Source organism: uncultured Roseobacter sp., assembly GCF_947495025.1.
Classification (GTDB): Bacteria; Pseudomonadota; Alphaproteobacteria; order Rhodobacterales; family Rhodobacteraceae; genus Roseobacter.
The window spans coordinates 1,333,112-1,357,459 of sequence record NZ_CANLXG010000001.1; the positions used below are offsets into that span (position 1 = coordinate 1,333,112).

Annotated in this window: 24 protein-coding genes; 8 read left to right on the plus strand and 16 right to left on the minus strand. The window is 59.4% G+C overall.

What is annotated here, in order from left to right; genetic code table 11:
- Positions 1-17: 17 nt before the first annotated feature.
- Complete coding sequence (locus Q0792_RS06390) at positions 18-695, minus strand: cell division ATP-binding protein FtsE (protein ID WP_298837696.1); 678 nt, start codon at positions 693-695, stop codon at positions 18-20.
- A 169-nt stretch (positions 696-864) separates the two neighbouring features.
- Between Q0792_RS06390 and Q0792_RS06395 the strand changes: the two genes are divergently transcribed.
- Positions 865-1,788 (plus strand): zinc-ribbon domain-containing protein, encoded by a 924-nt coding sequence (locus Q0792_RS06395; RefSeq protein WP_298837698.1) that lies wholly within the window; start codon positions 865-867, stop codon positions 1,786-1,788.
- Positions 1,789-1,808: 20 nt separating this feature from the next.
- On the opposite strand, the gene Q0792_RS06400 is transcribed toward Q0792_RS06395, so the two are convergent.
- The 7 genes from Q0792_RS06400 to argH all read right to left on the minus strand — a co-directional run bounded on the left by Q0792_RS06400 (position 1,809) and on the right by argH (position 9,113).
- Positions 1,809-4,418, minus strand: a complete 2,610-nt coding sequence (locus Q0792_RS06400; RefSeq protein WP_298837700.1) for a TIGR02302 family protein — start codon at positions 4,416-4,418, stop codon at positions 1,809-1,811.
- Positions 4,419-4,458: 40 nt separating this feature from the next.
- On the minus strand, positions 4,459-5,724 hold the full coding sequence (gene lysA, locus Q0792_RS06405; protein ID WP_298837702.1) for a diaminopimelate decarboxylase: 1,266 nt from the start codon (positions 5,722-5,724) through the stop codon (positions 4,459-4,461).
- A gap of 67 nt (positions 5,725-5,791) precedes the next feature.
- Complete coding sequence (locus Q0792_RS06410) at positions 5,792-6,961, minus strand: sugar-transfer associated ATP-grasp domain-containing protein (protein WP_298837704.1); 1,170 nt, start codon at positions 6,959-6,961, stop codon at positions 5,792-5,794.
- A gap of 91 nt (positions 6,962-7,052) precedes the next feature.
- Positions 7,053-7,361 (minus strand): DUF2834 domain-containing protein, encoded by a 309-nt coding sequence (locus Q0792_RS06415; protein WP_298837705.1) that lies wholly within the window; start codon positions 7,359-7,361, stop codon positions 7,053-7,055.
- A 5-nt stretch (positions 7,362-7,366) separates the two neighbouring features.
- Complete coding sequence (locus tag Q0792_RS06420; RefSeq protein WP_298837706.1) at positions 7,367-7,528, minus strand: hypothetical protein; 162 nt, start codon at positions 7,526-7,528, stop codon at positions 7,367-7,369.
- A complete protein-coding gene (locus Q0792_RS06425; RefSeq protein WP_298837707.1) occupies positions 7,528-7,704 on the minus strand; it encodes a hypothetical protein in 177 nt (58 codons plus the stop codon). The genes Q0792_RS06420 and Q0792_RS06425 overlap by 1 nt, the downstream gene beginning before the upstream one ends.
- Positions 7,701-9,113 (minus strand): argininosuccinate lyase, encoded by a 1,413-nt coding sequence (argH, locus tag Q0792_RS06430; protein WP_298837709.1) that lies wholly within the window; start codon positions 9,111-9,113, stop codon positions 7,701-7,703. Before argH ends, Q0792_RS06425 begins: the two co-directional genes overlap by 4 nt.
- Positions 9,114-9,137: 24 nt before the next feature.
- On the opposite strand from argH, the gene Q0792_RS06435 reads away from it, so the two are divergent.
- The gene (locus Q0792_RS06435) at positions 9,138-9,713 is read left to right on the plus strand and encodes a TlpA disulfide reductase family protein (protein ID WP_298837711.1); all 576 of its coding nucleotides are present in this window, start codon (positions 9,138-9,140) and stop codon (positions 9,711-9,713) included.
- Positions 9,714-9,724: 11 nt separating this feature from the next.
- On the opposite strand, the gene Q0792_RS06440 is transcribed toward Q0792_RS06435, so the two are convergent.
- The gene (locus Q0792_RS06440) at positions 9,725-10,786 is read right to left on the minus strand and encodes a Hint domain-containing protein (RefSeq protein WP_298837713.1); all 1,062 of its coding nucleotides are present in this window, start codon (positions 10,784-10,786) and stop codon (positions 9,725-9,727) included.
- Positions 10,787-11,009: 223 nt separating this feature from the next.
- Positions 11,010-12,104: an alcohol dehydrogenase family protein gene (locus Q0792_RS06445; RefSeq protein ID WP_298837715.1), complete on the minus strand. Its 1,095-nt coding sequence runs from the start codon at positions 12,102-12,104 to the stop codon at positions 11,010-11,012.
- Between the two features lie 163 nt (positions 12,105-12,267).
- Between Q0792_RS06445 and Q0792_RS06450 the strand changes: the two genes are divergently transcribed.
- Positions 12,268-12,624 carry a hypothetical protein gene (locus tag Q0792_RS06450; protein WP_298837717.1) on the plus strand — a complete coding sequence of 119 codons (357 nt, stop codon included), beginning with the start codon at positions 12,268-12,270 and terminating at the stop codon, positions 12,622-12,624.
- Positions 12,625-12,774: 150 nt separating this feature from the next.
- Here the strand turns inward: Q0792_RS06450 and Q0792_RS06455 are convergent, their stop codons facing one another.
- The 5 genes from Q0792_RS06455 to Q0792_RS20120 all read right to left on the minus strand — a co-directional run bounded on the left by Q0792_RS06455 (position 12,775) and on the right by Q0792_RS20120 (position 19,803).
- Positions 12,775-14,616: a TniQ family protein gene (locus Q0792_RS06455; protein WP_298838651.1), complete on the minus strand. Its 1,842-nt coding sequence runs from the start codon at positions 14,614-14,616 to the stop codon at positions 12,775-12,777.
- A gap of 2 nt (positions 14,617-14,618) precedes the next feature.
- Positions 14,619-15,626: a TniB family NTP-binding protein gene (locus tag Q0792_RS06460; protein WP_298837719.1), complete on the minus strand. Its 1,008-nt coding sequence runs from the start codon at positions 15,624-15,626 to the stop codon at positions 14,619-14,621.
- A 24-nt stretch (positions 15,627-15,650) separates the two neighbouring features.
- On the minus strand, positions 15,651-17,855 hold the full coding sequence (locus tag Q0792_RS06465) for a DDE-type integrase/transposase/recombinase (protein WP_298837721.1): 2,205 nt from the start codon (positions 17,853-17,855) through the stop codon (positions 15,651-15,653).
- A gap of 110 nt (positions 17,856-17,965) precedes the next feature.
- A complete protein-coding gene (locus tag Q0792_RS06470; protein ID WP_298837723.1) occupies positions 17,966-18,733 on the minus strand; it encodes a hypothetical protein in 768 nt (255 codons plus the stop codon).
- A gap of 764 nt (positions 18,734-19,497) precedes the next feature.
- Positions 19,498-19,803 (minus strand): helix-turn-helix transcriptional regulator, encoded by a 306-nt coding sequence (locus tag Q0792_RS20120; RefSeq protein ID WP_367276759.1) that lies wholly within the window; start codon positions 19,801-19,803, stop codon positions 19,498-19,500.
- Positions 19,804-19,823: 20 nt separating this feature from the next.
- Between Q0792_RS20120 and Q0792_RS06475 the strand changes: the two genes are divergently transcribed.
- From Q0792_RS06475 to Q0792_RS06495, 5 genes are read left to right on the plus strand one after another with little or no spacing between them, the layout of a single operon-like run.
- Entirely contained in the window at positions 19,824-20,588 is a 765-nt protein-coding gene (locus tag Q0792_RS06475; RefSeq protein WP_298837726.1) for a hypothetical protein, read from the plus strand.
- A 32-nt stretch (positions 20,589-20,620) separates the two neighbouring features.
- Positions 20,621-20,986 (plus strand): hypothetical protein, encoded by a 366-nt coding sequence (locus Q0792_RS06480; RefSeq protein ID WP_298837728.1) that lies wholly within the window; start codon positions 20,621-20,623, stop codon positions 20,984-20,986.
- The gene (locus Q0792_RS06485) at positions 20,983-22,179 is read left to right on the plus strand and encodes a PfkB family carbohydrate kinase (RefSeq protein WP_298837730.1); all 1,197 of its coding nucleotides are present in this window, start codon (positions 20,983-20,985) and stop codon (positions 22,177-22,179) included. Before Q0792_RS06480 ends, Q0792_RS06485 begins: the two co-directional genes overlap by 4 nt.
- A gap of 2 nt (positions 22,180-22,181) precedes the next feature.
- The gene (locus Q0792_RS06490) at positions 22,182-22,769 is read left to right on the plus strand and encodes a 7-cyano-7-deazaguanine synthase (RefSeq protein ID WP_298837732.1); all 588 of its coding nucleotides are present in this window, start codon (positions 22,182-22,184) and stop codon (positions 22,767-22,769) included.
- Between the two features lie 37 nt (positions 22,770-22,806).
- Positions 22,807-23,328, plus strand: coding sequence for a VUT family protein (locus Q0792_RS06495; protein WP_298837734.1), 522 nt, complete (start codon positions 22,807-22,809; stop codon positions 23,326-23,328).
- 238 nt (positions 23,329-23,566) lie between these two features.
- Here the strand turns inward: Q0792_RS06495 and Q0792_RS06500 are convergent, their stop codons facing one another.
- Entirely contained in the window at positions 23,567-24,346 is a 780-nt protein-coding gene (locus Q0792_RS06500; protein ID WP_298837735.1) for a hypothetical protein, read from the minus strand.
- Positions 24,347-24,348: the final 2 nt, after the last annotated feature.

Consider the following 24,348-nt stretch of genomic DNA (forward strand, 5'->3'; position numbering starts at 1 on the left):
AATGTCTTCGGGGAGACTCACAGGTCCGCTCCTGCCAGCTGCAACTGACCGTTTGCGATCCGCAGCACACGCGCCTGAACCTGCGCCTTGGCTGCACGGATGAGGCTCAGATCGTGCGTGGCGATCAGCACTGTTTTGCCCATGCGGTTCAGTTCAACGAGCAGATGCAGCAGGCGCTGCGACATTTCCCAGTCCACGTTGCCTGTAGGCTCGTCGGCCAGAACGACATCAGGTGACATGATCACCGCACGGGCAAGTGCGGCGCGCTGGCGCTCACCACCGGACAGTTCCGGTGGCAATGCGCCTTCGCGGTGCCCGAGACCGACCCATGCCATCAGCTCCTGCAGGTCTTCCGCCGCGTCCGACGTCTGGCGACCGGCAGCTGCCAGCGGCAACAGGATGTTCTCGGAAACATTCAGGTGGTCCAGAAACTGACAGTCCTGATGCACGACCCCGATCCGGCGGCGCAAAAGCGCAATGCCGTCCCGCTCCAGGGAACTCATATCCTCGCCAAAGGCTGTGACACGACCTGAGGCGGGCGTCAGCGCACCATAGCAAAGCTTGAGCAGTGTCGTTTTACCCGCACCGGAAGGACCAGTCAGGAAATGGAACGATCCGGCCCCGAGGCTCACAGAAACGTCCGACAAAAGAGCGCCACCGCCATAGCTGTAGGCGACATTTTCCAGCTCGATCACAGTGCCTCCGCTCAGATACAGGCGATGTTGTGCCTCAGCACAGGTCTGGTTTCAATGCATCACTTGCCCGCTTAATGCACAGTTAACACTTTTCGCAGAGACACGAAGGGCATAAGATGCGCTAAAACCAAAAAAAGTGGTCCGAGGTTATGAAACAGCAGGTTTTTCCATGCGACTGATATGCCCGAATTGCGATGCACAATACGAAGTTCCGGACGAAGTGATGCCGCCCGAAGGGCGCGACGTGCAGTGCTCGAATTGTGGGCAAACCTGGTTTCAGGACCACCCGGATGCCGTTGCAGAGGCAGAAGCGACCGAGCTTTCTGCCCCCCGGCCAGACGAAGAAGTGGTGCAGACTGCCCCGGAAGCACCCGCGGCACAGCTGCCGGACCCGCCGGTTCAGGACCCCCCGGCCGTACCGGATGTGCCTACTTTCGAACCCGGCTCTGATACTGACAACGCGCCGGACGAGCCCGCACCGGATCAACCTGCCCGGCGTCGTGTCGACCCTGCCGTTGCCAGAGTTCTGCAGGAAGAGGCCGAGATTGAGGCACAGGCACGCCGGAACGAAATGGCCGAAACTCTGGAAAGCCAGCCGGATCTTGGACTGCCTCAGACGGACAACTCGGACGAGGCTGCGCGCAGGGCGGAGGAATCACGCGACCGTATGGCCCGTATGCGCGGTGAAACAGCAGCCGATGACGACACTATGCCGGAAGCCGCTGCTGCTGCCGGCATGACCGCAGCAGCGGCCGGATCGCGGCGCGACCTTCTGCCTGATATCGAGGAAATCAATTCGACGCTCCGGTCAAACAACGACCGGAATCCCGGAAGTGACCCCGGCCAGACAGCGCAGGCAGAAGTGCGCGAGAAACGCAGCTCGCGTCGTGGATTTGTCCTTGTGATTGCCATCGTCGCCCTGATGGCCCTGGTCTATGTCTATGCCCCGCAGATTGCCGAAGCAGTACCACAACTGGCTGATGCGCTGCAGACCTATGTAGCGATGATCGACAGCTGGCGGACGTGGCTGGACACCAAGCTGGAGGCAACGCTCAGCTGGCTGGACGCTGTCGCCGTTTCCAGCAGCCAGTAGATTGTCTCAGCCCGTACTGATCAGAACCGGTCCAGCAGCCGGTTGAGGTAGTTACGTTCTTCTTCGGGCCGCTGAGCCTCGCCCGAGCGACGGCGGATTTCATCCAGAAGCTCACGCGCGCGGCCGTAGGCATCGTCGTTCAGTGCAAGCGGTCCATTGTCACCATCCGCGCCTGAGTTACCGGATTCGCGTCCCAGCGGGTCCCGGTTGTCCGCGCGGCGATCCGATTCCTGAGCGCCCTGACCCGGTTGTTGCTGTTGCTGCTGCTGAGCCATCATTTCGCCCAGGGACCGCATTCCTTCACGCAGCGCTTCCATCGCCTGTCCCTGATTGTCGATTGCCTCAGCCAGATCATTCTGGCGCAGCGCGTCTTCGGCACCTTCCATTGCGCGGCCCGCGCGATCGAGTGCGTCACGTGCAGCGTCACCTTCAGGCGTACCGGAACCGGGCAGGTTCTGTTGCTGACGGCTCAACTCGTCGCGCAGTGCCTGCTGGCGGTCAGCGATGCTGCCCTGAGTATCGCCGCCCTGACCCGGCTGGCCGGGTGCGCCCTGCTGTGCATTCTCGTCGCCGCTGCCCTGCCCCTGACCCTGCTGGCCTTCGTGGCTCTGACCGCGTCCTTCTCCGCCATTGCGGCCTTCATTGCCCTGGCTTTCACCCGCCTGGGCCCCCGGATTGAACTGCTCCTGCAGGTCGCGGAACGCCTGATCGCTCAGGCCCTGCTGTTCACGCAGAGTGTCAGCGAGACCCTCCATGGCCTGCTCGCCGGCGCTCTGCCCGCCCTGGCCCTGCTGGCCCTGGGTGACGCGCATGTTTTCCATCATCTGCTGCAGTTCCTGAAGCGCCTGCTGCGCCTCTGCCATCCGGCCCTGTTCCATCAGTTCCTGGATCCGGTCCATCATCTGCTGAAGATCATCCTGCGTCATCTGCATGGAATTCTGCTGATCACCCTGCTGTTGCTGCTGACCGTTCTGCTGTTCCTGCTGGCGCTGTGCCTCGCGGGAGAGCTGCTGCAGGTAATCCTCTGTCGCGCGGCGCAACTCGCGCATCAGCTCGGCGATCTCTTCGTCCGAAGCACCGTTTTTGATGGCCTCGTTCAGGCGTTCCTGCGCCCGACGCATCCGTTCGGCTGCGTCTGCCAGATCGCCTTCTTCCAGAAGGATCGCAAGATCCCAAAGGTCATCTGCGATGCTGTTCTGCTTTTCCTCGCTCATGCCGTGTCTGGCGTGGGTCTCAAGCTGGCGGATCACCCGGCGCAACCGGAGCACATCCGTTTCCTTGCGGAACACGTCTTCGGGCACGTGGGTCACGGTGCGCATTACCTGCGCAATGCGTGACATATTGCCCCGCGACCATAAAAGATCACGCCGCGCCTCAATCACCGCGGCGGCCAGCGGATCAAAGAACCGGCGTCCCGGCAGGACAATCGCACGCGGATCCGTGACAGCGGTCTGTTCGGCCCCGTCCAGCGCCGACAGGCTGACCAGCACCGGCAGATTGGCCCAGGGGTGCTCTGAGAAATCCTCGATCAGGTTTTCCTCGAACTGTGCACGATTGCCCGCAATGGGCGTGGGCAGCGGGACAACAAGGTCCGGGCGAGCTTCGGGATCGATGGTCAGGCCGTAACGCCGGTCGACCGAGGCAAGATCAAGGGTGAAAACCGCCTCGCCGGCTTCAACGCCATAATCATCACTGGCCTCAAACGGCAGTGTCATTTCGCCGACGGCCGAGGCGGTCGGATCAGACAGAACCGCAATCTCGGGCGGGGCGTCTTCGATGACAACGATCTGCCAGCTGCGACCACCCGGGCCATTGATCGTGATTTCCCCGCTCTGCGCTACGATAAAATCCTGTGCCGGATCAGAGGCCGGCGGTACATCTGTGCGCCCGGACACAGTCTCGGACAGGGTCAATGCCCCGATCTCGCCGTAAAGGCGGAGGGTGATCAGACTGCCTTCGGGCACTTCGAGCGTGCCTGCGTCAATATCGTTGAGATAGATGGTGGGTTTGCCGGTGTAACGCGGACTTTCCGCCCAGCCTTCCCAGACTGGACCGCTGGCCAGGCCGCCGGCGCCGGGGGCCATGTCAGCAACTGTCCCCACACGCAAGACAGACCCGAAGACAAGAGCCACAGCAAAAAACAAGGCCGCCACGTACCGCAGTGCATATGGGTCCCGGTCTGCGATCCGAAGATCCGCAGCGACGGCGCTCGCGGATTGCGCGCGTCTGGCCATACGGGCCTGGTGCGCGCGCCAGACAGCCGCCGAGGCCGCGTCCTCATGTCCGATGGTCTGGGTATCGAGGAGTGCCTGCACCGGACGTCCCGGCAGGCTTGCATCCAGTCGTGCCAGCGCTTCGCTGCGCGGGGGCCAGCGAAATGTGCGGAACGCGTAAATCCCGGAGGCGACAAGGGCGAGCACCGACAGTACAACAGTCGCCCAGACAATTTCGACGCTGATGCTTTCATGAAGACCCAGCATCAGTGCAGCCAGCATACAGAGCAGAATACTCATCAGCGGCCAGAAGCTGCGCAGCATCCGTTCTGAAATCATGCCCAGATGCGTTAACCGCAACGGCCACCGCATGGCGCGCAGTGTTCTGTCTGCATCGTGCCGGGAAAATGATGACATCGGTACCTCTCCACTGGGCGGGTCTGGCACCACTATGCCGTCACAACCATTCAGGAATGGTATCCCGATTTATCATTTCGTCAAAGGTCGGCCGTCGGCGAATAACCGCAAATTGATCATTGTGGACCAGAACCTCCGGAATCAGGGGCCGCGAGTTGTATTCACTGCTCATAACCGCGCCATACGCACCAGCAGACCGGAAGGCCACAAGATCGCCAGCGCTGACAGGCGGCATCAGGCGCTCGCGGGCGAAGGTATCACCTGTCTCGCACACCGGTCCCACGATATCGAATTTCACCTTCTCAACACCCGCCCCGGGCTCCACCACAGGGACGATGTCGTGATAGGCTTCGTACATGGCCGGGCGTATCAGGTCATTCATTGCGCCATCCAGGATCAGGAAATCGCGACCTTCGCCAGATTTCACATAGATGACTTCAGAAACCATTAAGCCTGCGTTCCCGGCGATCAGGCGACCCGGCTCAATCTCGATCTCACAACCCAGATGTCCCAGCGTTTTCCGGATCATAGCGCCATAGTCAGACGGCAGGGGCGGCGCCTGGTTGTCACGCGCATATGGGATACCGAGCCCGCCGCCAAGGTCGAGCCGCCGGATGTTGTGACCATCGGCGCGCAGCGTTTCTGTCAGCTCGGCCACCTTCTGGTATGCCAGTTCGAAGGGTGCAAGATCCGTCAGCTGGCTGCCGATATGCACATCAATCCCAATGATTTCGAGCCCGGGCATCGAGGCCGCCAGCCTGTAGACTTCGCGGGCGCGCGAAATGGGGATCCCGAACTTGTTTTCCGACTTGCCCGTCGCAATTTTGGCATGGGTTTTGGCGTCAACATCCGGATTGATGCGAATGGTGACAGGGGCAACAACGCCCATTTCGCGGGCAGTTGCATCCAGAACCACCATTTCTGGTTCAGATTCCACATTGAACTGACGGATACCGCCTTCCAGCGCCAGACGGATTTCCGCAGCTGTTTTGCCAACGCCCGAAAAAACAATCCTGTCGCCGGGAACACCCGCCGCCTTTGCGCGCAAGTATTCCCCACCAGACACCACATCCATACCCGCACCGGCCTGAGCCAGCGTCCTGAGAATGGCCTGATTACTGGCCGCTTTCATAGCATAGCAGACAAGGTGATCTACGCCTTCAAGCGCCTCATCAAACAGAGTGAAATGGCGCAGAAGTGTCGCTGTGGAATAGACGTAGAAAGGTGTCCCGACCGCCGCCGCGATTTCCGACACCGGCACGTCCTCGGCGAAAAGCGCGCCGTCTTTGTAAAGAAAATGATCCATGCCCGCGCTTTAGCCACGAATCCCCGGGCAGATCAATGCAGATTGCCCGGCCGGACAATCTGTCCCGTTATTTCGACGCGCGGATCCGGGCAAGCCGCTCAGCCTGCCGGGCTTCAACAGCCTGCCATACGGCTGCAAACTCTGCATTCATCACACCGCGGCCGGTCGCCGTCTGCCACAGTGTATGAAAAGGGCTGTCGTTGCACTCAACAATCACCGGACCGTCAGGCGTTATCGCAATATCCCAGCCACAGACGCCATAGTCGGGCAGCACGGCATGAGCCTGTTGCGCAAGTTCGCGCGCAGCCTGCCAGTGCGGGATCGTCAGGCCTGTGACCCGCGCGCCGGTGCGCGGGCTGACATCCGGTCGCCCGATGTCCGGGCCGCTGCCACTGCGGCAGCCCGTGACTGTACCGGTTTCCGTTTCTATGTGGGCCAGCATACTGCCAGCCTGCCAGAAATTGTCCGACATCGCCTGGGGCGCGGGAATTTTCCAGAGACCATAGACAGTTTGTGGCACCGGACCTGTCATCGCCGTGACGATGCGCAGGCACCCGGTGGTTTCTCCGGTTATCGCCGACATCTCCTCGTGCGGCGTCAGAGCTGGCTGAAAAAGGTACCCCCCCGCATATTTGTCAGTAACCTCGGCACTGAAATCTGACAGCGACGTGGTTTTCCCGTTGCCGAGTGTCAGATATCCCGTTTCTGCATCAAACGACCGCAGCAAAACCGAGCCGACCGAAAGTGACCCGCCCAGCGGCTTGCCAAAAAGCGGATACGCCGACGCGTCGGACAGGAAGGCAGAAACCCCGGCCGCATCGCGAAGCATCGGGGTGTTGCCAAAAGAACCGGTGCGCGACACCACAGCCAGTGTTTCAGGTACAGCAAGTCCCAGTTGTCGCATCAACGCGGAAAACAGCACTTTGTGCCCGACAAAAGAGCCTGTCTGGACAACTTCCGGCGGGGACAACCGCGTGTTGAGGGCCTTGCTGGTGGCAACGCCGACAAACTCACGTTTCTCAGCGCTGGTCAGCGCTGGATCGAACAGACCCTGATCGTAATATTCCTGAGAGGTCAGCCTGCCCGGACCAAATCTCAGCGACAGCATTTCGCGCAGCTGCCGCGCCGGGCCTACTCCGAATTCTTTTGCTACCCGCAGAATTACAGGTGCGGGCGGCTTTGCCGCGCCGTCTGTTTTTTCAAGCAGGTTTGCCCCGGCCTGGGTCGCTGTATTCATGATTTCTGCCCCGTTCAGTCTCGTTTCAGTGAAGCGTAGACCGAAAAAATGGCAGAATTCTGACTGGATTGTTTCCGAAATCCGGAAAATTCTATGTGTCGTTGCCGGTCCGCAGGAACAGATAGAGAGGCAGGCCACAGCTGACACCGATGCAGAACGTCGCCGGGATCGCGATCAGGCCCCGCCAGCGCCTTGTGCGGACCGTCTCCGCAATGATCCAGACGGTCAGGGCCGTCGCGGCAACCGTCAGGTCCCAGACAAGGCCGCTCGTCGCGGCATTCGCATGCCACGCATCGACCATAGCCATCAGGTCATAACCGTTTTCATTGAACCAGGTAATGAACCAGCTCATCGGATGGATTGTGCCCCAGACCGCAAGCGCGAGATAAACGTAGCGCATCGGTTTTACAGCCCCTTCGTCATACCAAACCGGGCATCACCCGAAATGGAAATGCCGGTTTTTGTGGCAGAGTCGCGCGGGATCGGCTTCAGCGTCGGATCGATCGGTTCAGGCTGTGTGCAGGCCATCAGAGAAACCAGAAAAAAGAGTGTAACGGCGTAACGCATCACAGGCCGACACGCACGGAAACAGGCCCTCTGCCCAACCCGATGCTGGCGCTGGGATAAATCCCGCTGTTGGAAATCGTCACGCCACCGTTCACCGTGGGTCTCACCGGCTCACCATCGACGCCGCATCCTGCCAGCAGCGCCATCAGGAAAACAGCTCCTGTCAGTCTGATCATGCCATCAGCTCCTTCCAGCGGGCAATCTGCGCGCGCACCTGTGCGGGCGCCGTCCCCCCGTAAGATGTACGCGAACTGACAGAATTTTCCACCCCGAGCACGTCAAAGACATCCCCGGTGATACCGTCGTGGGCGGATTTCATCTCGTCCAGCGTCAGGTCAGGCAGATCGCAGCCCTTGGATTCTGCAAGCGCAACGAGGCTGCCTGTAATGTGATGCGCATCCCGGAACGGGAGGCCAAGAACCCGCACGAGCCAGTCTGCGAGATCCGTCGCCGTCGAAAAACCGGATCCCGCCGCCGCTGCCAGACTCTCGCGGTTGGCAGTCATATCCGTGACCATGCCTGTCATCGCCGCGAGCGCGAGCATCAGGTTGTCGGCGGCATCAAAGACCTGTTCCTTGTCTTCCTGCATGTCCTTCGAATAGGTCAGCGGCAGGCCTTTCATCACCATCATCAGCGCTGTACTAGCGCCGAAGATGCGGCCCACCTTGGCACGGATCAGCTCGGCGGCGTCAGGATTCTTCTTCTGCGGCATGATCGAGGATCCGGTCGAGAACCGGTCGCTCAGCGTGACAAACCGGAACTGAGCCGAAGACCAGATCACCAGTTCCTCGGCAAAACGGCTCAGATGCATCGCGCAGATGCTCGCGGCACTCAGAAACTCCAGCGCAAAATCCCTGTCACTCACCGCATCCAGCGAATTTGCCGCGGGTGCGTCAAAACCGAGTGCTTCGGCTGTCATGTGCCGGTCGATCGGGAATGATGTTCCGGCCAGTGCCGCGGCCCCAAGTGGCGAGGTATTCATCCGCGCCCGCGCGTCCCGCACACGACTGAGATCACGCCCGAACATCTCAACATAGGCCATCATGTGATGCCCCCATGTCACCGGCTGTGCAGTCTGCAGATGTGTAAAACCGGGCATCACCCAGTCAGCTCCTGCCTCTGCCTGCGTCAGCAGCGCGCGGATCAGCGCCTGGAGACCGGTATCGCAGGCATCAAGCTGGTCGCGCACCCAGAGTTTGAAATCTGTCGCAACCTGGTCGTTCCGGCTGCGGCCTGTGTGAAGACGGCCGGCGGGTTCGCCAATGATCTCTTTCAGTCGTGCTTCCACGTTCATGTGGATGTCTTCGAGCGCCGCTGAAAAAGGGAAATCACCGGCTTCAATCTCTGACAAGACCGTGAGCAGCCCTTCCCTGATGGCCTCAACATCGTTAGCTTGCAGGATGCCTGTCGCCCCCAGCATAGCGGCATGCGCACGCGAGCCTGCGATATCCTGTGCCGCCATCCGCTGGTCAAATCCGATTGAGGCATTAATTGCCTCCATAATCGCGTCAGGACCGGCAGAGAAACGGCCGCCCCACATGGCATTGGATGTGCTGGCCTTTTGCGTGTCGCTGGAATTTGTCATCTGCCTGAATCCTCCGGAGGGGATATGAAAAATCTCGTTTCTGCGCTCGTTTATACGGCCCTCAGCCTGGGCGCAATCACAGGCGCTACTGCCGCATACGCCGATCTGGACGCCGCCGCCCTGCTGCGCGAGGGTGATATGAAGAAGCTGGTCATCCATGAGGTGCCCGAGGCCACGTCAAACGCCCAGTTCGATCTGGCCGATGGCGCGGGCAAGACATCACTTGAAGCATGGCGCGGCAAGTATGTGCTGCTGAATTTCTGGGCCACGTGGTGTGCCCCGTGCCGCAAGGAAATGCCCATGCTGTCCGAACTGCAGACCGAATTCGGCGGTGAGGACTTCGAGGTTCTGACCATCGCCACGGGGCGGAACTCACCGGCGGGCATCCAGAAGTTTTTTGAGGAAACCGGCATTTCGAACCTGCCCCGCCATCAGGACCCCAAACAGGCGCTGGCCAGCCAGATGGGTATCTTCGGATTGCCGATCACGGTTCTGATTGACCCGGAGGGCCGCGAGATCGCGCGGCTGAGGGGGGACGCAGACTGGTCTTCGGACAGTGCAAAAGCGATCCTGGCCACTATTCTGGGCAGGAACAGCTGAATATTGCCGGTTCAGGCCGCGCGGATCATCAGCGCGGCCTCAGCGGCAGTGAGACATCGTCTGGCGTGAACGCCATAGCGCCAGGGGTCTGACACAGCTTCGGGAATCACAGACGTGAGCCGCGCTCTGTCGCCGGAATCCAGAAGATCAGGTCCGGTATCGGCGGGATGGAAGCTCTCGGTCGCTACCCCGTTGGCCCAGAGCACGTTATGGGTCGGTAACAGCAGATGGAAATAGGTCACCTGTCTCGCGCCTGTGTCGCGGACAATCCGGTCGCCGTTGATCAGGTCACGGGCTGCGACAAGTACTTCGTCAGTGTTGAAAAGGTCCCGTGCCACGGCACCTCTGATCAGCATCCGGTGCGCCGGAGAGACCAGCAGCTCCTGATCCGGTATTTCGATACCCAGTGCGCCAGTCCGGAACCTGACCGGTCTCAGTGCGGGCATTGCAAAAAGCCGCGCTCCTGACATGTGACGCCGCCCCAGCCAGCGTACAGGCTGCGCACCATTATCGCGCGTCTGAACCAGATCGCCCGGGCGCAGCGCTTCGACAGGGACCTGCCCGCGCGGCGTGCTGATCCGTGTGCCTGGCGTAAAACAAATGACACGTCCGCTTTCCGGCTCGTGTCCCGCAGTGGTTCGCGCGTTGCAGTGGACCACCCACATTTCGGTATTCCGGGGCGGCAGCTCGTCCAGAAACATCAGCAGTGGCGGCGTCCCGGCACCTGTACTGATGAGCGTTACCGTATAACTTGCCAGCCCGTCAGTGATGACAAAGCTGCTCTGGGCGTGCGTGTTCTGCCGATCGTCATCCTGCCTTCCCGTGTCGCCCTTCTGGCCCGTCACTGTGCCAACGAGGCGCTGAACAGCGCGCGCTGCACGCCGCCGAAGGTCTTCTGCGCCCTCTGCCGCATCGAGACGCAGTACGCCGGATGGTCCGTCTACCTGAACCGCATCGCCCTGCCAGGACCATGACACACCCGTACCAAGCGCCTCGACCGGTGCGGGCATGAGCCCGTCCACTTCGGTCTGCGCCCATGAGATGACAAAAGTGCCCCGCACGCCCGACTTCATAGCCCGTTAACCTGTTTTTCTTGTTGTTAACTCTTCATTAACCAACGCGAATCGCTGTGTGAAGTCTTTTTATTCATTGATTCCAGTAAGTTGCTATGACCGCCGACTCAAAACTGTTGCATGACGGGCGCGCATTCGCAGTCAAATTCCCGCAAATGGCGAAAACAAGCTGAGGATTTTAAATACGTTTCGCGTCAGGGTTGCGCGCCCTGATCGCCCCCTGTCATGCCCATGGAAGCATCACAATATTGCCGACATGTTTTTTGTCGGAAAAGCTCTTCTGAGCCTGTGCAATGTCAAAAAGCGGGTACGTCGCCGCTACGAGCGGGCGTAGCCCTCCCCGTTCAATATACCCAACGAGAGTACGGAAAGTCTCTGGCGGCAGAACCGTGGAGCCGGTGAATGTCAGGTCGCGCAGGTACAGCGTACGCAGATCCAGTTCGACCATGGGACCCGCGATCGCCCCGGAACAGGTGTAACGGCCGCCGCGTTCCAGAACATCGATAAGCTGCGGAAAACTGCCTCCACCAACGATGTCCGCAACCACACTGACGCTGCGCTGACCGATGACCTCCTCCAGAGCGGACGCCAGATCCGCAGGCGCTCTCGGCAGAATGGCCGCAGGCTTCAGCTCGGCGATCTGCGCGTGTTTGCTTTCACCGGCGAGGCACACCACCCGCGCCCCGCGCTGGCCAGCGAGCTGCGTCAGGGCAGAACCTACGCCACCGGAAGCGCCGGTGACCAGCACAGTGTCTTCTGCCGTAACGCCGGCACGCGTGAGCATCCCTTCGGCAGTGCTGTACGAACAGGCAAAGGTCGCCAGTTCTGCGTCGCTCATCGGGCTGCTGACAGGCACTGCGTTACGGTAATCCACGGTCATAAATCCGGAAAAACCGCCGTCGCATTCCGACCCTACGTAACCGGTTTTCGTCCGGTCCAGCGGGTTATCCCAGTCGCGCAGCCAGCAATCTACCATCACACGCTTTCCGATCAGCGACCGGTCGGCTTCGGATCCGGCGGCAACCACCTCGCCGACGACATCGGCCCCCTGAATGCGGGGCAGGCTGATCGGCGCACCGCCCCAGCCGGACGAATCCCCGCCTGCATCAACTGCTTCGTCTGTGGCGCCGGTCACTGAACTGGAATACCAGCCGGTGCGTGTGTTGATGTCAGTATTATTCACGCCGCAGGCACCCACACGGATCAGAACGTCCCGTGGACCCGGGTGCGGGACGGGCCAGTCTTCGCGCAGTTCGAGCGCTTCCGGACCACCGTGTTTTGTCAGGACAACAGCGCGCATCGTTTCGGGTACAGTCACGGCATCACCTCTTTCGCCTGGTTTTCTCCGGTGGTCCGGACCGGTGTCACACACCTTTTCCGCGCCTGCCAGAAATTTCCATGGCCGGGCACCGTGTCTTTACCGAAAATTTCTGTTCCCGCGTCATGATCGAGCCGGCGCCAGAGGCGCGAGGGGAAAGCAGATGACGCGGAAAGAAATACTCTGGATCTATCTCAGCGGGCTGACAGAGCTCGCGCTCTGTGCACTGGGCTGGACCATTTTGCTGATGCTGCCATTTGCCTGTCTCCTGCGGGCGATGGAGCAAACGGCTGACCCCGGGAGCGCATTTCTCTTTGTCTTTTCATCCGCCGTCATGATGGCGCTCTGGCCCGGCCAGAGCTTCTGGACCATAGAGCGCAGGACACGCCAGGGACAGATCCACAGCATCATCGGCAGACCAAGCGACGATGATATCGCCGCTGCCGCCCGGATTGCGGCCCGACACGACCACTCCCGGGCAGATGTAAAACCAACCAATAGCTTGCCACTCAAATCCTGAAACCTCCTATTTTTATGGACTTTCAGAAACTATGCGGCGGGCAAATCTGCCATCTGACCCACACTATTTCTTCCATAAAAAGTTGCGACAAAACAATACAAAGCCGCCCATGTGGGCGGCTTCGACGTGATTGGAGGGCTTCGTGTCTGGTCAGTCGACCAAATCAGTTCGTCGATAGTAGAATCGACCGAGACTGTGATCGTCGACGACGGGGCGGATTCCTTTCCGATCCAGCTTGATCTTTGCGGACTTCGACAACCATTTGCGTTCGGCCGCGTACGCTTTCAGTGAGATGTGCTCCGCGAGGAACGCCTCCAATTCGTCAACCGAGAACAGCCGGACCGCAGCGCCCTTAGCATTCAGTTTCTCTCGCACGTTCAGCCATGCACCGCCATTCGGGCGCGGGATGCGTGTGAGCGCATTGAGCGCCGACCGCGACAATCCCGTCAGGCGGGCAGCTTCATCGGCTCCGACCAATCGAACGCCGTCCTGACGCGACAGAACCTCACGAACTTCGACCGGGTCGACCAGAACCCCTTTGAACTTCAATGCGGGATTGACGACCTCTACCCGCGCAAAGCTGCCCGACAGCACGCCCGAGATGATGTCGATGACCGGCCACCTGGACACCTCGGCAGCAGCCACAAGATCCAACATGCCGTCAGAGGCTTCAGAGACCTTCGTTGCGGCACTCATGAACCTATCGAGGAAGCGATCCGCATCCTCGATGGCGACTTGCTTCAGGACACCCGTTGCGTTGGGGTTCTCAGGAACCAGCCGTGGAATGATGTTTCCTCGAACGAGTTGCTGAGCCTGAACTCGGTTGCAATTCAGATAGCCAGGTAGAGCAGTGACGGGAAGCGAGTTGCGGACACGGCCCATCAGTGTTTCGCCTCCCCGACGGTCGAACACAGTCAGGCCCTGCACGCGGTTGGGATCTCCCTCGCTCAGCCCGGCCAACACGACGGCGCGATTGATGGTCTTGGGATGATCCCCCGTCTTCCGCGCCAGACTATGAACGGTGTGAACCCTTTGCTCCTCAACCGCTGCCCCGAACAGCTGGGATCCCGCTTCGATTGGAAAGTGGTCGAGCAGGTACTCGCGGACAACATCTCTCATAGGCCCTTGAGGTTTGCCGTTCTTGTTGAACTGGAACCATTGATAGAGGCGTCCGAACACCTTCTGCGGACCGCCTCGGATCTGCCGGGCGATGGCCTCTGACCTCACGTACTCCAGCGCCTCGCGGATACCGGATTCACCCCGTTCGGCGAATTCAAAGCCGACCTGACCTGCTTCATGCCATTGAGCCTTGGTGACTGCCCGGAGATCACAATGTGTTCCAGCAGTCATGATGACACCCAGCATTTCGCAGGCGCGCGCCGCGAGATCGATGGGCTGGCCGTCCAACCATTGAGAGTGCCGTTCTCCCCCCAGCCGCTTTTCGATGTAGGTCTGGAGCCCGGATGGGGAGCGGCTTTCGGATCCACGAACCAATTCCTCAAGGACATTGTCTCCGGGGGCGACTTCGGACATGAGCTGCATGTTTTCGGAATGTCGTGTGTTCTTCCGTCGATGCAGCGGAAGGTCGTGGATCGGGCATGTCCTGAAGGCCTCGATCTGCCATGCGATCCGGCCGACCCTTCGTCCATCGGACGGACCGTGACGGTCCGCATCGTCGAGTAGGCATGCCGGGCAGAAGCTGGTCTTGTTGAGGTATGCGAATTCCACATGAACCCGTTCGCCGCAGATGGACCGCATACGGCCGCCCTCGGGCAAGAACGCCATCTCCGCCAATTGGCCCGCGGACAAGCCGAAGAGGTCTGAGATGCGCCGCAGCTGATGAGGCTGCGGCACCATGATCGCGCCCTGTGGCAATTCGAGAAGCGACAGGAAACGATGGACGTCGATGTTCCCGTGGGCATGCGCCGCGCGGTTGACATAGGACGTCAGGCTTTCGCCCCGAAGGACAGGCAGGATTGGAAGAAGCGGCATGATCAAACCACACCTGCTTTCTTTTTCGACTTCGGATCCTGCGCTGCCCGCTGGCGCTCATACAGTTCATCGTTCTCGTCTTTGAGTTCGATCGATTGCCAATCGGCAGCGGCGAACACGTTCTGCACGATCTCGCAGCCTTCCTCCCGGCCCCACGCGATCTCGAAATGCTCCTGTCGCAGCTCATTGGAGCCGTCCTGGAGGGCACATTTGATCGCAGCGACCAAGGTCCGGACACACCGGCCAAACCGGTGACGTCCGCCATGGATCAGTCGAACAACCGTGTCCTCGTCGATCGCCGCCTCAAGGCCGGCCTTTCGCGCATAGAATTCGATCAGCTCCTTCAACGGCATATTGTCCACGCCAAACTGAAGCTCCTGGGGCCGCAGCTTGCTGAAGCGCCGGTTCACTTGGGCATCGAAGGACGTGATCCAATCAAGCCGTTCGGTGCCGCTCAGGACAAGAATGACCGGGTGATCTCCCTGCATGAGTGACTTAAGCATCTTGAACATGTTGTCGGTCTCGAGAGATGTGGCCGATTTGAACATGTCATGGGCTTCATCGAGCCACAGGACGCTGATACCCATGACCGCCAGCCTGTGCCGCACCATGGCCCAGATATCATAGACCTTGGCCCGATCGCTTACGGTATCCACGCCCAGCTTGCGGAGAACCTGGCTGCCGAGGCTGCGAAGTGTCGCCGGGCTTTCGACCTTCACATGAAGATAGCGAGGCGCACCTGTTTCGGGGTTGTTTTGCAGGGGTTCACACCCCTGCAAGACTTTCAGGATCGCCGTGGTCTTTCCGCCGCCGGACCCCTCGATGAGGGCGATGCCGTGGGTCTCCGTCCCCGCGGTGACGCGGATCGGCTCATGGGTGAGCTGTCCGTGTTCGTCGACCTCCAGGAGGTCGACGAGGAGGGCTTCGAAATCACGATCACGTTCGGTGACCACATGGTGGTTGCGCAGCATCTTCATTGTTGCGGCGATCTCTTGGACTGTCTTCGGCATGACTTTCTCCTTTTCTGCTCGAAGTTATTCACCGAAATCCCAGCGGCGGCTGGCAGGCTTGTCGCCCTTGGAGGCTTCCAGCGCTTCCTTGACCGGCGATGGCTTTACGGGCTTGGAGGGCGTGATCGAGCGACCGTAGCCGTCGGCGGCCTGTGCCGTCTTCTCGGTGGTCGGCACGACATCGAAGTTCGCAACAGCCTCGTTTTCCACTGCCTTGAAGCGGGTTTCGGTCCAGGCGTGGTCCGTGATCCGGTACGAGATCTGACGCTCTGCATTCATCTCCTTGATGTCCTTGATTGCCTGGTAGATGACCTCCTCTTCCCATCCCTTGCGCTTTGCATCCTTGGCTCGCAGGGCACGGCGCGCCGCGGCCCAAGTCGATGCATCGACATCTTGGAATGTCTCGGAGACGGCCGGAACCATGTGCCAGACGCCATCGAGCTGGACCTCGATGCTACCGATGTTCTCGTCGAACCAACGGACGTCGACCGGACGTTCGCCATGCTTCAGGTACCACCGCGCGAGTTCGTTTGAATGGTACCGGACGTTGATGGCGCGAATGCCGTCCTTCTGGACGAACCGCTTGAGAGGCAAGCCGAACGCGATCCGTTTCTGCCGCAAGGTCGGAAGGGTGTGGAGCGGGTAATTGCCAGCCTCAAGGTCAGCCTCCCATTGCTGCAGAGGCGTCCGACCATTGAGACCCTCGTGGGGCGTATTGTGGTAGATATCCACGACCCAACGGACGAGGGCGAAAGACAAGTCCTCTACCGAGAGACAGGCCCGCTTCTCCGACGGATGATCCCCACGCTCCAAGACATCCCCGAAGGTGCGTCCCGAAAGCCGCGGAAGCAGGCTCAGGATCAAGGTATTGAATACCCGTTCGATGCGCCCGCGCATCGACGGTTCTCCGGCGATCGTCTGGAGCTTCGTGATGCTGAGATCCGCACAGACCGAGGTGAACAGGTCGGACTTGAATGCGCTGCCGTTGTCGACAGCGAGGATCTCCGGCTTACCCGCCATCGACCATGGTGCCAGCGAACCCACCCGGTCTGCGAACTGGCCCTTGTCACTCATCACCATACGCAGGCACTTCATGGCGCTGCTGGTCTTGGGGTTGGCGGTCAGCGTCATCCCAACGATGCAACGGGTCCGGCAATCGATCGCGACCACGAGCCACCATCGCATCTTGCCCTTGTCTAGGCCGAGAGCCTCCAGCTCCTCCTTGGAAAACATGGCGAGCAAGCCGCTCTTGGCCATGATCGTCAGAAGATCGATCTTCCATTCGTCCATCTCGACACGTTCGAACGGACGCAGGACTTCGAGCCCCGACTTTGCCGAGCGCATCTTCTTCATGGCTGCCTGTTCACCGTGGCGAGCGACCATGACGCGAAATTTGTCGAGCCGCGCGATGAAGAGGCGCACGGCTTCCCGTCCCGGCACACGCAAGGGTGGCTCATCCGTGTCCTTCCGGTGTTCGTTCTCCTCGCGGAAGGTATGCTGCACGTCGAGAACGACCTCAGAGATCGGCTTGCGCTGAAGGGTCAGGTACTCATCGCGCACAACCTCGGCCAACAGCTTCATTTCGTCTGCGGTGAAGTAGCTGTTGCGATTTCCTTGCCGCGCGCAGTTATCGACCAGGGCTTTCTTGCCAGCCATGTTGTAAAGGCTGACCCAATGGCGAAGTGCGCGGGGGGAGACGGAATCCGGCAAGGTGACCAGGCTCTTCGTCTTTGGCTTCTTGCCTTTGCCGTCCTTCCAGAGCTTCAGTTTCGCGCTGTATTCCGGGTCGGGAAGGTGATCAGCAAGGTATTCTTCCGCACCCTCACGAATGTCCAACATTGCATCGACGATCACCTCGTCCGTCTTCTTGACCTGTCCGGCCTCGTAGAGAGCCAGGAAGCTCATCACCATTGCATGGCGCGCGCTCACGCGCTTCCGTTGCGCCTCGGGCAGCCCCGACAGGAATACGTCTTCACAGTCATCGACCGGCTGCGGACGCAGGTGTTCCGGCATGAGACCGTAGGGCGTCATCGAGATCTGTCCCGATGCATTCATGCGGTTCAGCGTGGCAAGCTCATAAGTCACCTTGGTCGCCGGGTCATCGATGACCGAGAAGGTCACCTGACTATTGGACTGATAGGCGAAGCGCCACGTCTCACCGTTCATCTTGTAGATGTGGTGCATGTCGAGGCTGAAAGCGGCGAACTCGGTTGCGAAATCTCTGGGCATGTTGTCGATCCTTTTTTGCGACCGTGTGGAGCCTGCCACTTGGCAAGCGGGTTCTGTTCCCGCGCGAAACCGTTTTCGCGCGGGTGAATTTCTTGATTTTCGTGAAGGCTCTAGGCGGCGATCATCTCCGGGGTGACCGTCGGACTGTCATCCGTATCCACCATCTGCCGGAAGGGTTTTTCCGTCTGCGCAACAGTCAACTCCGGACCGATGAGACCTCGCTTTATCGGACAAAGCATCCCTTCCCGGATGAGCCGAATGAGAGCGCGGTAGCCACGGGCCTGCATCCCCATGTCGATCGTGAGGCGTCGCAGGGTCTGTCCGACCCCTTCCGGCAACCCGCTGATCAACGAGAGCGCAAGGGCATCGGCCTCGGGGTCGGCCTCACGCACGGCAGCGAGCGTCTGGGCATTCCGCAGATCGACCTTGTCGATGTCGCGCTCGGTGACAAGGCGAACTTCGTCAACGAAAGCCTTTTCGACGGCCCACCAGGCCACCTCCTGCATCTCGGTCAGAAAGCGGCCCGACACGAGGCGCACCTCCGGCTTGACGGTGAACCCGATCTTGGTGCCGTCGGTCAGGGTTGCGACCACGTCGAAGACATGTTGGCTCAGTTTCTTCGGATCATAGCCGTAGAAAAACCGGACCTGCTCCTGAATCGACGCGACATTCTGCATGGCGTTCAGCACGTAAAGGGCACTCAGTTCAAGCCAGCTTTCGGCTTGAACATGGTGGCCGGACCCGGCACCCAGAACCGCATGGGCCGTGCAATGGGCGGACGATGCGGCCGGCACGTTCCGATCGGCCCGTGATGTCCCGGGCATTGAGATCGGCACATATGATGTGCCGAGGGTTTCGTTTTTCGCAGTCTCAGACATTACTTCTCCGTTCCCGGAACATCGTTCCGAGTTGATTTTGCGTGATGACCGGATGCGAGGTTGCAACTGCCCTTCAGAGGGTCTATCTGTTGCGTAGACAAGGCGATCGCATACGGTCGTTGACTAGGGCGCGTCCTGCCAGGGGCGCGCTTTTTTCTTTTCTTGCTCCTTTCTGCTGGTTTCAGTTCCGTCGATTTTGTCGATGCCTAATTCGTTTCCGTTATCGAGAAACGAGTCAACACACTGTTTTTAATCATGAAATTGCGAAGAAATCGCGTTCTTTGTCAGTCGCAAATCGTTGCACCACATCTTGTCTTCCTCCGTCCATTGCCAGCCAGAAATTGCTTCTGACCGCCTGCTTTGGACGCGGCGAAACGCGCCCAAAAAAAATCGACCTTGCCGAAGAGCAAAGCCGATATGACGCCGATCTGGCACCAGCCACCTGTCGATGGCGCGATTCTGGAGGGAGGTCGTGGACACCGCTTCAGATCCGCATCAGCTTCCAAGACCGCACGTTCATGCGAGATCTTGGGACGGCATTGCCGTCTGCTTTTCGATTTTTTGATCACGATGTCCATTCGGCGAGGAGCTGTTTTGCCGAGGCGTGCTCCACTACCTAGACGCTTTCGCGCCGTTGACGCTGAATACATGTTGGATCCCCGATCTCTCCGCAAGAGGGGGACGCGCATTTTTCGCAAATTATTTCGCAGACTTGGCCTTCGTTTACAGGCACCTACGGCTGTATTTGGATAAATCTATGCATCTTATGCATCTCGGGAAACATCGAGTTCAGATGCAACACGCCGGATGAGCTCTAGGAGTTCAGGTGAAGCCGAAACCCTCCTGAGCACGACGTCCAGATCTACGCCCTCCGCCTCCTTCCCGACACACCACTCCCGTGCCCTTTCAAAGGAAAAGCCATTGATTGTTTGACCGCCTTCGATCCGCGAGAGCGTCCATTGCGAGATTCCAATGACTTCGCCTAGAGCGGACTGTGACAGGCCAGACCGGCGCCGATGTTGGCGCAATTGGACCCCAAGGTCGGTAGGATTTACCTTGTTGTTCTGCATAGACTATGCATACTCTATGCATGACATCTTTGGAAGCCATCGGCGCACATCAGAGTGCAACTTTTTCTTCAGGCATGGTCGGCGCGGCCGGTCCGGACCTCCTGCCTGGCGTTCCGATTGGGCGCGAAGACCAGCTTCTGACACCAGCCTACTGGAAATGGCGGTGCGAAATCGGCGCCGCCGAAGGTCATGATTATGTGACTAAGGACGGCGCTCTCGAGGACGAGGTCGCCTTCTGTCTTCTCGGAGGCTTCGGCATCCGCATGGAGGTCAACGAGGCATTCTTTCGGCACCTTAAGGCTGCCGGCGCGTTGACATTGGAGGCCCCGGCGTCTGAAAGCACGCTCCTGGCGCTTCTCGAGGAGCGTATCGAAGTTGAGGGGCGCTTTCATCGCTACCGGTTTCCGAAACAACGGGCGCGTAGGATCTCAGACGCTTTGCGTATGCTCGCGGATTTCGATGCGACCTCACTCAACGACCTTCAGTTTCGCGAAGCGATCTGTCGAATACCGGGTGTGGGACCCAAGACCGGCAGCTGGATCACCCGCAACTGGCGCGGCGCCGAAACCGTCGCCATTCTCGACATCCACGTTCTACGCGCGGGCTGGTATCTGGGCATTTTTGATCGCGGGGCTCGACTGCCGAAAGACTACCTCGCCTTGGAGCAGAAATTTCTGGAATTCGCCAAGGCCCTAGACGTTCGCCCCGCCGTTCTCGATGCCGTGATGTGGTCGGACATGAGGATTTTTGGTTCAAGGCTGGCAAGTAAGATCTTGCCCCACTAGGATAAGTTGTAACTATTGGGGGAGGTTGCGTCATGGGTGGAAGTGGGGGACCAGTTGATTACACCGGTGGCGGTGCAGGTCCAGGGGGCGGTGGGGGCGATGGCTCTGACGGGGCTGATGAATGCGCTCTGTCCTTTGAGACACATCTGTTCAGCCCGGTGCCGGGCGTAGCGGACCGGCTCTCGACCGGTGATCTCCTGAGCATCCGCGTAGTAGGCGCCGCTCCCGCGCAGGTAGGTGTTTTCGCACCCACTTTGGGTGGCGCCCAGGCCGGATCTGTCGCGGGTGTTCGACAACTCCCTCAACTCATTGAGTGCCTGGACAGCGGCGTCAGCTATTCCGGCGTTGTACTTTCAGCCTCCGGTCCGAACATCCGAATCCGGATCGAGAACGCATGAGTTCCTTTGCCGTCGTCGGCGGCCTTTATGGGGAGCGGTGCATCCATCCGAATGTGGATGAACTGTACGGATCCGGCGGTCGCGCAGCCGTCGCAATTGCGCGCGCGGGGCACAACGTCGACTGGCACTACTATTGTCCAACCTCTTTATCGGCCGAGGCCGAGCAAATTGTGGCATGGCCACGACTTACTCATAAACCATACTTCAGCACCCAGCAGATCACGTTCGAATATCACCATCCGCTTTCTCGTCCAGTCTTCTATCCGGGCGAGATCGATGCTGCCCCGTCGATCGAGGTTAAAGCAGCGCAGGTCCTCCGCTTCGGTCTGATGGAGGGCGATGCGGTGATCGACGCCGAAACATGCGTCTATGATCCCCAATCCACGAACGACCCACGCCCGTTTCATGAGAACGGATCGAGGGCCGGAGTCCTGGCGCTTGTCCTGAACAGCGCGGAAGTCTTGAAATATGCATCTGCCACGGATGAAGCTTCAGCGATCGCGCATCTCCGACAATCACATCCAGGGTCGATTGTACTCGTCAAGGCGGGCGCTGAAGGCTGCCGGGTCTATGAGGATGGGATCCTCTCGGGAACCGTTCCGCCCTACTGGTCCGAGCGTGTCTACAAGATCGGAACCGGGGATGTCTTCAGCGCCGCCTTCGCCCGCAACTGGATGCTCGAAGGCCAAACTTGCCTCGAAGCGGCCGACATCGCCTCTCGATGCGTGGCGCGATACGCCGAGAGCCGAACACCCACAGTGAGTCTGGAGGAAGCGGGCACGGACCGAAAGCCGATCGTCCAAACGAGGGATGGTTTGGTCTATCTCGCTGGACCGATCTTCACCATGTCAGAGATCTGGATGATCGATCAGGTGACGGAGGCCCTGGAAGGATTGGGAGTGCCCGTGTTCTCTCCCTACCGGGATGTCGGCTTCGGCACCGCCGAAAAGGTCGTTTCCAGGGACATCGCCGGTCTCGAGCGCGCGACAGCCGTCTTCGCCTGCATCGATGGTACGGACCCAGGGACCATGTTCGAGATCGGCTACGCGGTCAAAAAGGGTATCCCGGTCATCTGCCTGTCCCAGAATCCGAAGCAGTCGGACCTGACCATGATGCTCGGGTCGGCGAACTGTCATATCCACGACGACCTTTCGACAGCTGTGTACCATACCGCATGGTGGGCGCGGACGTGAGGGTGCTGCTGTTCTCTGGTGGTGTTGAATCGACGGCCCTTGCGTTCCAGCACCGGCCGGATCGGCTTCTAACCGTTGATTATGGACAGGCTCCGGCGGTGGGCGAGTTGCGCGCTGCCCGACATCTTGCCGGCCTTCTCGATCTTGGTCATGATGAACTTGCAGTGGATGCGGCGCACCTGGGATCCGGCGATCTGGTGGGGAAACCGAAGGCGGGGCATTCAGAAGTCTCTGAGGCTTGGCCGTTCAGGAATCAGTTCCTGATCACCCTCGCAGCGATGAAGTACGCCAATTGCGGCCTGTCCGAGATCCTGATCGGAACCGTAGCGACTGATCGAGTTCACGCGGATGGGACACCTGGATTTCTCGAACGCATCGGCGCGCTCATTCGGTGTGAATTGCCGTCGGTTTTGGTTCGCGCACCCGCAATCCATATGAATACCGAAGAGCTGGTAAGGACCAGCAAACTCCCAGACGAGCTTTTGGGCTGGACCTTCTCGTGCCATCGGGCTTCCGTCGCTTGTGGACAGTGCAGGGGTTGCAACAAGACGCTGGAGCTTCGGGAATGCCTTGCCCGTGAGGAACAATAGGTTGCCCATCCCTACACGCGCACCATGGCAATACATAATGCTGGCCGGGTTCGCCGCCTGCGTGCCTCTTGCGAACTGGCTCATCGAAAATGTCGGCGTCACCTGTGTGCCTGACGGCCCTTGCCTAGTTCCTGTCGCACCGGGGCTTGACGCACCGAGCGGGGTACTGGTGATCGGCATCGCTCTTGTACTGCGAGACTTCGTCCAGCGTTATCTCGGCATCCGCTGGGCAATGGTCGCGATCGGGATCGGCGCAGTACTGTCTTTGCTAACCGCCAGCCCGGGTCTTGTTCTCGCCTCAGTGGTAGCGTTCGTCGTCTCAGAAACCATCGATCTTGCGGTCTATACGCCTATCGTCAAAAGAAGCCTAGCGTGGGCGGTGCTGGCAAGTGGAGTCGCAGGATCCGTGGCTGATAGCTTTGTCTTCGTATGGCTGGCCTTCGGCACGCTGGACTACGTTCCGGGTCAAGTGGTTGGAAAGCTATGGGCTTCACTGCTTGGGTTTGCCGCGCTCGCCGCGATACGGGGCCGAGCTCAGGCGTTCGCCTCTCGCAGTTGAGACTGTCTCGGTCGCGGTTTTAGCAACGCGAATGGACTGCACCCTCGAAATGCACGCGTCGCCGATCTCACGGACGATACACTGTTGAGGATTAGAAAACCCTTCTATCCTGACCAGGGTAGATAACGTCTCTCTGGCAGCTAGAATCGGGTACGGTTTCCTCATTCTCGGCATGAAAAACACTCACCTTCATCAAGCGAAAAGTGTCCATCAAGCCGAGGAGACTCCACCTCTCCAGCTAGCTGGCAAAGCTATCAAATAGAGATAATTGCCGCTTAGGCACCCACTGAAATGCATTGCTTTGATCCCACTCTAAAGCTCTGGCCCTCATGTCAGAAAGCAACGTTTCAGACAGCCTTTTTCGCGAGAAACCCTTTGCTTCGTAGGACAATATCTCCTCATTGGAGATGTCCTCAAGCCCACCTACAACGAACGCAGAAAGCCTTGGCCCGGTCAGAATTTCATCAGACAAGCAAAGTGTTCGGAGTGTGCGGACTAGTGCGCCAAAAGCGTTCGGATTGTCCTCCAGTACGAGCTCCAAATACTTTTGAGACAGATCAGAAAAATAATTCTGGCCGTAGTGGAGCGAACCAGATCGCCAGTCATATAGAATTGCGTCCCAATTGAAGAAGGTGGTTTCGAGAAGGGACAACGGACTGTGAGCTTCAACGACACCCTCCGCAAAAGCCCAAGTTCGCGACACTTCCCATACATCAAAGTTCCATCTTCCAAAACGAACACGATGTCCGCCAAACTTGTTCTGCACTGCTTCGTACCGCCCGCAGATGTCCATGAAGGCTTCACTATCATGCACCTGAACAACGGTATCTACATCGCTGGAGAAGCTTGGAGCACCGAGAAGGGAGATGTCTCTCAGAGCTCCACCAAAGACAAAAATATCCGCGCAAACAGATACTTCGTCAATGAAGCGCCCAACAGCCCTACGTTCAGCCATCGGCTCATCAAAGAAGCGACGTATACGCTTCTTGGCGGCTTTCTGGTCAAGTGCAGGTTTCATCT